This window comes from Kitasatospora sp. MBT63 (assembly GCF_000710465.2).
Lineage (GTDB): Bacteria > Actinomycetota > Actinomycetes > Streptomycetales > Streptomycetaceae > Kitasatospora.
Genome location: NZ_JAIZ01000662.1, coordinates 1 through 8,513, shown reverse-complemented (window position 1 = coordinate 8,513; position 8,513 = coordinate 1). Strand labels below are relative to the sequence as shown.

The 8,513-nt window shown below is 75.8% G+C and carries 7 protein-coding genes and 2 pseudogenes; 7 read left to right on the top strand and 2 right to left on the bottom strand.

The genetic code is table 11. From position 1 onward, the window contains the following. The 3 genes and pseudogenes from AA75_RS50165 to AA75_RS46400 form a co-directional block, all read left to right on the top strand. A pseudogene (locus AA75_RS50165) lies at window positions 1-285 on the top strand (hypothetical protein); the annotation flags it as partial. Next, window positions 282-2,189, top strand: coding sequence for a TOMM precursor leader peptide-binding protein (locus AA75_RS34550; protein ID WP_033824316.1), 1,908 nt, complete (start codon window positions 282-284; stop codon window positions 2,187-2,189). The pseudogene AA75_RS50165 and the gene AA75_RS34550, both read left to right, overlap by 4 nt. A 69-nt stretch (window positions 2,190-2,258) precedes the next feature. Next, window positions 2,259-4,052: a thiopeptide-type bacteriocin biosynthesis protein gene (locus tag AA75_RS46400; RefSeq protein ID WP_082527048.1), complete on the top strand. Its 1,794-nt coding sequence runs from the start codon at window positions 2,259-2,261 to the stop codon at window positions 4,050-4,052. A gap of 216 nt (window positions 4,053-4,268) precedes the next feature. Here the strand turns inward: AA75_RS46400 and AA75_RS34540 are convergent, their stop codons facing one another. Continuing rightward, window positions 4,269-4,652, bottom strand: coding sequence for a MarR family transcriptional regulator (locus AA75_RS34540; RefSeq protein WP_368666626.1), 384 nt, complete (start codon window positions 4,650-4,652; stop codon window positions 4,269-4,271). A 29-nt stretch (window positions 4,653-4,681) separates the two neighbouring features. On the opposite strand from AA75_RS34540, the gene AA75_RS34535 reads away from it, so the two are divergent. The 3 genes and pseudogenes from AA75_RS34535 (at window position 4,682) to AA75_RS48365 (ending at window position 6,317) form a co-directional block, all read left to right on the top strand. Beyond that, window positions 4,682-5,509 carry an alpha/beta fold hydrolase gene (locus AA75_RS34535; protein ID WP_051813971.1) on the top strand — a complete coding sequence of 276 codons (828 nt, stop codon included), beginning with the start codon at window positions 4,682-4,684 and terminating at the stop codon, window positions 5,507-5,509. 84 nt (window positions 5,510-5,593) lie between these two features. After that, a pseudogene (locus AA75_RS54175) lies at window positions 5,594-5,908 on the top strand (LamG-like jellyroll fold domain-containing protein); the annotation flags it as partial. 58 nt (window positions 5,909-5,966) lie between these two features. Beyond that, a complete protein-coding gene (locus tag AA75_RS48365) occupies window positions 5,967-6,317 on the top strand; it encodes a hypothetical protein (protein ID WP_033824315.1) in 351 nt (116 codons plus the stop codon). A gap of 374 nt (window positions 6,318-6,691) precedes the next feature. Here the strand turns inward: AA75_RS48365 and AA75_RS34525 are convergent, their stop codons facing one another. Continuing rightward, window positions 6,692-7,828 carry an FAD-dependent monooxygenase gene (locus AA75_RS34525; RefSeq protein WP_233289316.1) on the bottom strand — a complete coding sequence of 379 codons (1,137 nt, stop codon included), beginning with the start codon at window positions 7,826-7,828 and terminating at the stop codon, window positions 6,692-6,694. 295 nt (window positions 7,829-8,123) lie between these two features. Here AA75_RS34525 and AA75_RS53580 point away from each other — a divergent pair, with 295 nt between their 5' ends. Beyond that, entirely contained in the window at window positions 8,124-8,255 is a 132-nt protein-coding gene (locus AA75_RS53580) for a hypothetical protein (RefSeq protein WP_255369537.1), read from the top strand. Window positions 8,256-8,513 lie beyond the last annotated feature (258 nt).

Here is an 8,513-nt window from a genome sequence, read left to right as displayed (position 1 = left end):
GCCGCACTCGGCCCGGCCGGCGGCCCGGTCGCCTGCTCGGGCGGCGCCGCCGCTCCGCTCGCCACCGCCGGAGTCCGCCGGGCCGGCTGGGAGGACCGCGGCTGGACGGTCGGCTGGCTCGCCGACGTCACCTCCCGGGAGCCGGAGTTGCAGGCCGGCCTGCGTCGGCTGACCGGCCTGCGCCCCGCCCCCTGGGCGCCCGCCGGCCCGGACGCCCGCACCGTGGCCACCGCCCTGCACGGCGCCGGGTTCACCGTCCTGCCCACACCCGGAGGACCCCGATGACCGGTGCACCGCCCCCAACCGTCCACGCCCCGTCCGCCGTCGCGCCGCTCGGCCTGCCGGTGCTGGATGCCCCGGCCGCGCTGGCCGCCGGCACCGGCACCGCCGTGGTGCTGCTCGAATCCTGGACGCTGGGCCTGGCCGAGGAGCTGAGCCGACACGCGCTGGCCCACCCGGTGCGTCTGGTCCCGGTGCGCCTGGACGGCCCGCTGACCGTGGTCGGGCCGGTGCTGGCGCCGGACGCGGCGGCCTGCCTGAGCTGCACCGAGTACCAGCGGCTGGCCACCACGGGCGGCCGGGTGCCCTGGCAGAGCCCGACGCTGACGCTGACCGGGGTCGGCTCACCGGCGCTGGCCGAGGCGGTCGGGGTGCTCGCCGCGGAGCTGGCCGGCGGCCGGCAGCCGGACGGCACGGTGCACCTGGTGCACACCGGCCGGGCCACCTGGTCCACCCACCGGATCCGCCCGGTCGGCGGCTGCCCGGTCTGCCGGCCGCTTCCGCCGGACACCGCCGCGGCCGCCCGGCTGCCGTACCGGCCGCGGCCGCTGCCGGACCCGGCGGTGCTGCGCAGCGCCAACTCCCTGACGGGCGGCCGCGCGCTGCGCGCGCAGCTGCACGACGAGCGGTTCGGGCCGGTACGCCGACTGGTCAGGTCGGAGGACTCGGCCGCCGGCCTGACCACCGCCCACGTCACCGACGGCCGGCTGGTGGACGACGGCGGCTACGGGCGCGGCACGGACTTCGCGAGCAGCGAGCGGATTGCGCTGTTCGAGGCGGTGGAACGGTTCGCGGGCATGCGCCCGACCGGCCGCCGGACGGTGCTGCGCTCCTCCTTCGCCGCGCTCGGCGGTGAGCGCGCGCTCGACCCGGAGCGGCTCGGCCTGCCCGACCCCCGCCACCACGGGCACCCCGCCTCGCGCACCGTGCCGTACACCCCGGAGCTGGAACTCGACTGGGTGCACGGCTGGTCGCTCACCCACGACCGCCCGATCGCCGTGCCCGAGCACGTGGCCTACTGGGACGTCCCCGGCGCCGACCGGCCGCGGGTGGTGTACGAGTCCTCGAACGGCTGCGGGCTGGGCAACAGCCCGCAGGAGGCCGCGCTGTACGGGCTGTTCGAGGTGGCGGAGCGCGACGCCTTCCTGATGGCCTGGTACACCGCCACCCCGCTGCCGCGGATCACCGTGCCGGCCGACGACCCCGAGGTGGCGCAGCTCGCCGACCGGGCCGAGCTGGCCGGCTACCGGTTGCGCCTGCTGGACGCCACCAACGACTTCGGCGTCCCGGCGGTGCTCGCGGTCTGCCGCTACACGGGCGACCATCCGGACGCGCCGAGGGTGTTCCTGGCCGCCGGGGCGCACCACGACCCGCGCACCGCGATCCGCTCGGCGGTCGCGGAGGTGGTCACCAACGTGCACGAGTCGGCGCAGCGGGCGCTGGCGCCCGGCGGGCCGCGCGCACCGGAGCGGCTGCGGCCGATGCTGGACCGGCCCGAGCTGGTGCGCTCGCTGGACGACCACGTCGGCCTCAACACCCTCCCCGAGGCAGGCGCCCGGCTGGACTTCCTGTTCGCGGACACCCCGGAGCGCGACCTGCGACAGGCCTGGCCGGGCGCGCCCGAACCGGTGGCCGACCTGACGGAACTGCTCGCCGCCACCGTACGGCGGCTGGCCCGGGAGGGCCTGGAGGTGATCGCGGTGACCCAGGACGAGCCCGGCGTACGGGACGGGCTCGGCCTGCACTGCGTGAAGGTGGTGGTGCCCGGCTCGCTGCCGATGACGTTCGGGCACGTGAACCACCGCACCCGCGGCCTACCCCGGCTCCTCGAGGTGCCGTACCGGCTCGGACGCGCCGAACAGCCACTGCAATACGACGAGTTGACGATCCATCCGCACCCCTTCCCGTGAGCCGTGCCGACCGCCCGAAACCGCCTCGCCGACACCCCGGTGCCCGGCCCGGACCCCCGAGGACCTGACGTGACGGACCGATCCCCCGCCGCCACCGGCCCCGCCGCCGCCACCGACGTTGCCGCCACCGTCCCGGCCGCTGCCGACCCCGCCGGCTGGCTCAGCCTGCACCTCTTCCTGCACAGCGGCACCGAGGACACCGACGCCTTCCTCACCGAGGACCTGGCGCCGCTGCTGGACGCGCTGGTGGCCACCGGGCAGGCCGTCGCCTGGTTCTTCATCCGCTACGGCGAGGGCGGTCCGCACCTGCGGATCCGGCTGCGCGCCCTCGATCCGCAGGCGGCGGCCGGGCTGCCCGCGACCCTGGCGGAGCTGGCCGTCGCACGACCGGCGGTGGCGGGGACGTGGCCGTCGCGTCACGGCGAGGTCCGGCAGGTGCCGTACGAGCCGGAGACCGAACGCTACGGCGGACCGCTCGCACTGCCGGCGGCCGAGCACGTCTTCACCGTCTCCTCCCAGGTGGCGGTCCGGGCGCTGCGCGAACAACCGCGCGGGGCCCGGCGGCTGGCACTGGCGGCCGACCTGGCGCACACCACCGCCGCCGCGCTCGGCCTGGACCGGCTGGCGGCCGCACAGTGGCTGCGCCGGCACGCGGCGAGCTGGCGGTGGATCACCGAGGTCACCCTGTTGCCCGGGGCGGTGGTGCACGCCAAGGTCAATTCCGTGTACGCGGGGCAGCACGAGGCGCTGGCGCAACGGGCCCGGGCCCTGCGCGCCGCGCTGGCGGACGGCAGCGCGGCGCCCTGGCTGGCGGACTGGGCCCGGGAGGTGCGGGCCTCGGAGGTCCGGCTGCCCTGGGTGTGGGCCTCCCAGCTGCACATGCTGTTCAACCGGCTCGGGATCACCCCCGACGAGGAGCGGGCCGTCTGCCGGCTGGCCGCACGGACCATGCTGGACGCGGGCGAACCGCCGTCGTTCTTCCCCGCCGGGCACCGGGCGCCGGACCGCCAGTACCTGGAACGCAGCAAGTTCCAGGTCGGCCGGCCCGAGGACACCGCACTGCGCTCGCTGCCGCCGGCTCCGGCACCCACCGCCTCCGCCACCGAACTCCCGCTGCCCGCCGACCCGTTGCCCGACGTCCCGCTGGCCGCCGTACTGGGCGCGCGGACCTCCGCACGCGGCCCGCTGACCGGCCCGCTCGACGCCCGCACCCTCGGCACCCTGCTCTGGGGCTCGCACGCGCAGAGCCACCGCTCCGAGCAGCCGCTCGCCGACGGAACCGTCCGCCCGCTGGTGCACCGCCCGTACCCGAGCGCGGGGGCCCTGTACACGGCCCGGCTGCGGCTCATCGCACTCGACGTCCCAGGCCTGCCCGCGGGCACCTACCAGTGCGTTCCCGAGCACCGGGCACTGCGCCCGCTCGCCCCGGCCCCGACCACCGAAGAGATCGCAGCCCTCTCCTCCTACCTCACCCGCGCCCCCGAGGACCCGGACGGGATCGGCATCGACCGCGCCCCCGCCGTACTCGCCCTCTACCTCGACCTCGGCCTGCTGCGCCGCCGGTACGGCCTGCGGGCCCTGCGACTGGGCCTGCTGGAAGCCGGCCACCTCGCCCAGACCCTCTTGCTCACCGCCACCGCCCTCGGCCTGCGCACCACACCCCTGGGCGGCTTCCACGACGACCTGGCACACGAACTGCTCGGCCTCGACGACCTCGACCAGCCGCTGCAGTACCTCCTCCCCCTGGGGGTCGTCCGACCCCCGGAGGACTCGGCCACCCGGCCCGCAGGCCGGCGTGCGAAGCTGCGGGCCGGCGGCCGGAAGGAGCGGACCGGGCGGCGCCTGCCGCGGACGTCGGGCTGAGCCGGCACAGCGGCCTGCTGCCGGGGGCCGGCCGGGACGATGCCCACACCACCACGGCCTCGACGGGGTGGATTTGACTCCACTCTCACCACCCGCCGGCGTACCCGCCCCACGTGCCGACGGCGGTGATGTTCTCCTGCGGGGCGAGCGGGTGACCGCAGCGGCGGGGAATGAGGTGACCGTCGACCCGGTCGCCTGCGGCGCCGGGCGGGTCACTCAGCGGGGGCGTGCGGCGGCGGGGGTGAGGTGGCGGGCCAGGGTGTCGAGGGCGGCGGACACCTCGCGCAGCAGCGGCTCGTCCGGCGCGCTGCCGTCGGGGGCGGTGAGGGCCGCGGTGAGGGCGTCGTCGATGGTCGTGGAGCGCACTTCCTCGACCCGGGCGGACGGCGGGTGCGCGGCGGCACGGACACGCCGGCGGCGGCGGTCGGCGGGGTCGGGTTCGGTATCGACCGAGCCTGCCTCGACCAGCCGGGCGACGGCGGTGGAGACCTGGCTCTGCGGCAGGCCGGTGCGGACGGCGATCTCCCCGACGGTCGCCCCGGGGTGTGCCAGGACGTCGCCGAGGGTGACCAGGACCGCGCGGACCGAGCCGCCGGCCACCGCCGGCAACCGAGCGAGGGGGAACCAGCATGGCCATCAGCCGGACCGCAGCCACCGTCCGCACACTCGCCGTCCCGGGCGCCACGCTCCACTACCGGGTCGAGGGCACGGGCCCGACGCTGCTGCTCTCGCAGAGCGGCGAGGGCGACGCGGACCGTACCGTCGACCTCGTCCCGCACCTCACCGACGCCTTCACCGTCGTCACCTACGACCGCCGAGGCCTGTCACGCAGCGTCCTCGACGACCCGGCCACCCCTGTGACCATGGCCGACCACGCCGATGACGTCGTCCGGCTGCTCGCCGAGGTGACCCACGAACCGGCACTGATGGCCGGGTTCAGCATGGGCGCCGCGATCGGCCTGCGGGTCGCCGCCCGACACCCGGGAGCGCTGGACACGCTCATCGCCCACGAGCCCGTCGTGCCGAATCTGCTACCGGCGGACGGCCGGGCCGAACACCTCGCGGAGTTGGCGGCCATCCGGGCGGCCTACCTCGACGGGGGCACAGCGGCCGCATTCCCCGCAATCGCCCGCCACCTCGGGATCGACCCGGCCCACGACCGGACCGAAAACAGCCTCACCCCGCAGCCGTTGACGCCCCGCCGGCTGGCCAACTTCGGGTTCTTCATCGGCACGGAGTTCCCGGCGGTCACGACGGACGACCTCCGGCCCGCCGAGATCACAAGGGCCGCAGCAGCCACCGGCGCTGCCCGGATCGTCCCTGCGACGGGAAAGGACACCCGGCCGGTCCTGCACACCTACCGCTGCGCGCTGGCGCTGGCGGAGCTGCTGGACACCGAGCCGGCTATTTTCCCCGGCGGCCACAACGGGAACACCGCCTTCCCGCGCGGACGCTGAAGGCCCTCCTGACGCGGTGAACAGGCACGGCGGGCCGCGAGGACGGCTCTCCGCGGACGGCGACCTGGTCAGCGGCGCCATGCTCTGGTTCAACCAGCCCGACAGCACGCGGCGTTTCGGCCTGCCCCGGGCCGATCCGCCGGCTGGAACATCGACCAGGCGGTCAGCGCGACACCGGCCCGCACCGGCGTGTGGACCCACCTCACCGGCGTGTTCGACGCGGCGACGGGCGCGGTCACGCCGTACGTCGACGGCACGGCGGCTGGGTCCGCGACCCACACCGCCCGCTGGAGCGCGAAGGGCCCGTTCGTCGTCGGCCGCGACAAGGCCAACGGCAACCCCAACGCCCCGTGGCACGGCCTGGTCCAGCGCGTCGAGGCCTACGACTACCCGATGAGCGCCGCCGAGGTCGTCTCGCACGCCCGCCACCCGCCAACTCACCGCACCGACCGCGACCGTGACCAGCCCCTCCACCGACACCGGCGACGCCGGCGGCTGCCAGGGGTACGGCGGCTACGGAACCGTCGCGGGACCGGCCGTGTCGCTGTTGGCCAGGATCGGCCGCCCCGACCCGTCACACGCGGTGCGGGCGGAGTTCTCGATCGGGGACAACACCGACAGCACCCTGCCGCAGCCTATCCGCCGCGGCGGACCCGGCTCGGCCAGCAGCCGGGTCGCCGGGGGCGGCACCGTCTCCGTCGCGCTGCCGGCACTCGTCCCCGGTCACCGGTACGGCTGGTACGCCCGCACCACCGACGGCACGGCCACCTCGCCGACCGGCACCGTCTGCCACTTCTACGCCCGCTGACGGCAGCGAGGCCGCCCGCCGCACCGGCGCCGTCAGGTCCGACGGCCGGACGGCCCACCCGGGCCGGAGCCCCCGCACACCGCCGGGCTCCGGCCCGGGCCCTGATCGTTCCCATCACCTCGGCCCCGCTCCCGCAGGCCGCCAGCCGGTCCTGCCCGCCCAGCAGTCCGGAACCCGGTCCCCGCACTTCACCCAGTCCCCCGCAAGCCCTCCCACGCCCTCGCAGGCCCCTGACGGATGGCCTCACACAGGTACGCGACGCGGCGGGCGAGGCCGTCAGCGGGCGGGACCGGCGCCTTCGGGGCCGGCCCGGCAACGGGAGCGCAGCCCGTCCAGGCGCTGCGCGATCACCTCGGACGGCTGTCAGGTGACACCTACGGTCCGGCGGGCGGGCTGGTCGGGGATCCGGCCGGGGCCGCGGAGTCCGGCACCGCAGCGTAGTCGGGCAGGTCGACGCCGTTGATCGCCCGCCCGACCAGCTCGGTGAACCATTCACCGGCGAAGTCGGGGAGCGGCTCGGCGTCCGGGCCGGGGACCTGGCGGCTGCGGGCGTTCAGCCGGCCGATCTCCTGGTTGGCCTCGACGAACGAGCGCATCCGGGCCTCGTAGCGGGCGAACCCGGCGTCGGCATCCCACCCGGCGGCGGCCAGCTCCCCCGCCATCAGGTAGGCGCCGACCAGTGCCAGCCCGGTGCCCTGTCCGGACATCGGTGACGAGCTGAACGCCGCGTCCCCGAGCAGCCCCACCCGTCCACTCGACCAGCGCTCCATCACCACCTGGGCAACCTGGTCGAGGTAGAAGTCCGGGGTGTCGTCCAGGTGCGCCAGGATGTCGGGGGCCAGCCAGCCCAGACCCGCCATCCGCTCTCGCAGCAGGCGCTTCTGGGCCGCGACGTCGCGATGACCGACGTCGCCGGCGGGCGAGGCGGAGTAGAACATCGCCATCGCCCGGGTGGCGTCCTGGATGGGGCGCAGCAGGACGGAACGCCCCGACTCCTGGTCCTGGTACTCCAGCAGCCAGCGGTCCAGGGCGAACTCGTTGGGCACGCTGTAGAAGGCCAGTACGTGCCCGAGGGGGCGCACGAATCGCTCGTGCGGCCCGAAGACCATCGCCCGCAGCTCCGAGTACAGCCCGTCGGCCCCGACCACCAGATCGAAGCGCCGCCGGCCGCCGCCCGCGAAGACCACGTCGACCCCGTCCGCGTCCTGGGCGAGCTCGGTGATCCGGTCGCCGAAGATGTATTCGACGTCGTCGCGGGTGTCGTCGTAGAGCACCTGGGACAGGTCTCCACGCAGGATCTCGATGTCCGCGATGAACCCGTCGCCACCGTCGTCGTCCGCGCGGAAGGTCTCCAGCACCTTCCCGTCCGCGTCCACGGTGTGCGCGCCGGCGGTGTCGGTGCACGCCGCCCGGACCTCCGCGTCCAGCCCCATGCGCCCGATGACCTCCTTGGCGACCCCACGCGCATCCACCGCCTGCCCGCCGGGACGCAGCCCCGGGGTCCGCTCCACCACCGTCACCTCCGCCCCCGCCGGCGCAGCCAGTGGGCGAGGGCGGGTCCCGCGATGCTGGCCCCCGCCACCAACACCCTGGGACCAGGCACCGCCGCCCCCGGGTCACCCGTCCGGATCGCGCGCTCCGGCCCGCGGTCGTCGACGTCCATCACTGCCTCCCTGTGCTACCTCCACCGACCAGCCGGGGTGGTGCGCCCGCCGGACCGCGGTACCTCGATCGCTATGACGCCCATCCTCGCGCCCGCCCCTGACACATGGCCGCAAAGCCGCGCAACTTCCCGTGTCGCGGCGGGTGCACCTCGGCAGCCTGCTGATCCTGGTCGCCGGCCAGGCCGAACGGCATCTGACGGTCAACTACGCCCCCGGGGGCACCCCGGTCTTCGACCTGTCCGAGCTGGTGGCCGTCATGTGGCGAGCGGCCTGACAGGTAGCCCCGCGCCGGGAACCAGGGGCGGCCGGGCACGGCCGGGCCGGCGCGGGACGGTCCGGCCGTGTCGGGCGCAGCGCGGCGGCGCCCTGCCGGGTGCAAGCCCCCGGGGGCCTGCCGCGTATCCAGGGCGGGTGGCGGGTGCGGTGGGTGGCCCGACGTCCCGCCTACGGAGGCACGCAGAAGACGTACGCGTACACCCTGGTAGATCGCCTTAGTACTGCAACGGTGCTTACCGTGACGGTTGTCTGGTTC

Bases quoted from the DNA above. Each gene is read 5' to 3' on its own strand.
- AA75_RS34550 (WP_033824316.1), top strand. From the start codon at position 282: ATGACCGGTGCACCGCCCCCAACCGTCCACGCCCCGTCCGCCGTCGCG.
- AA75_RS34535 (WP_051813971.1), top strand. From the start codon at position 4,682: ATGGCCATCAGCCGGACCGCAGCCACCGTCCGCACACTCGCCGTCCCG.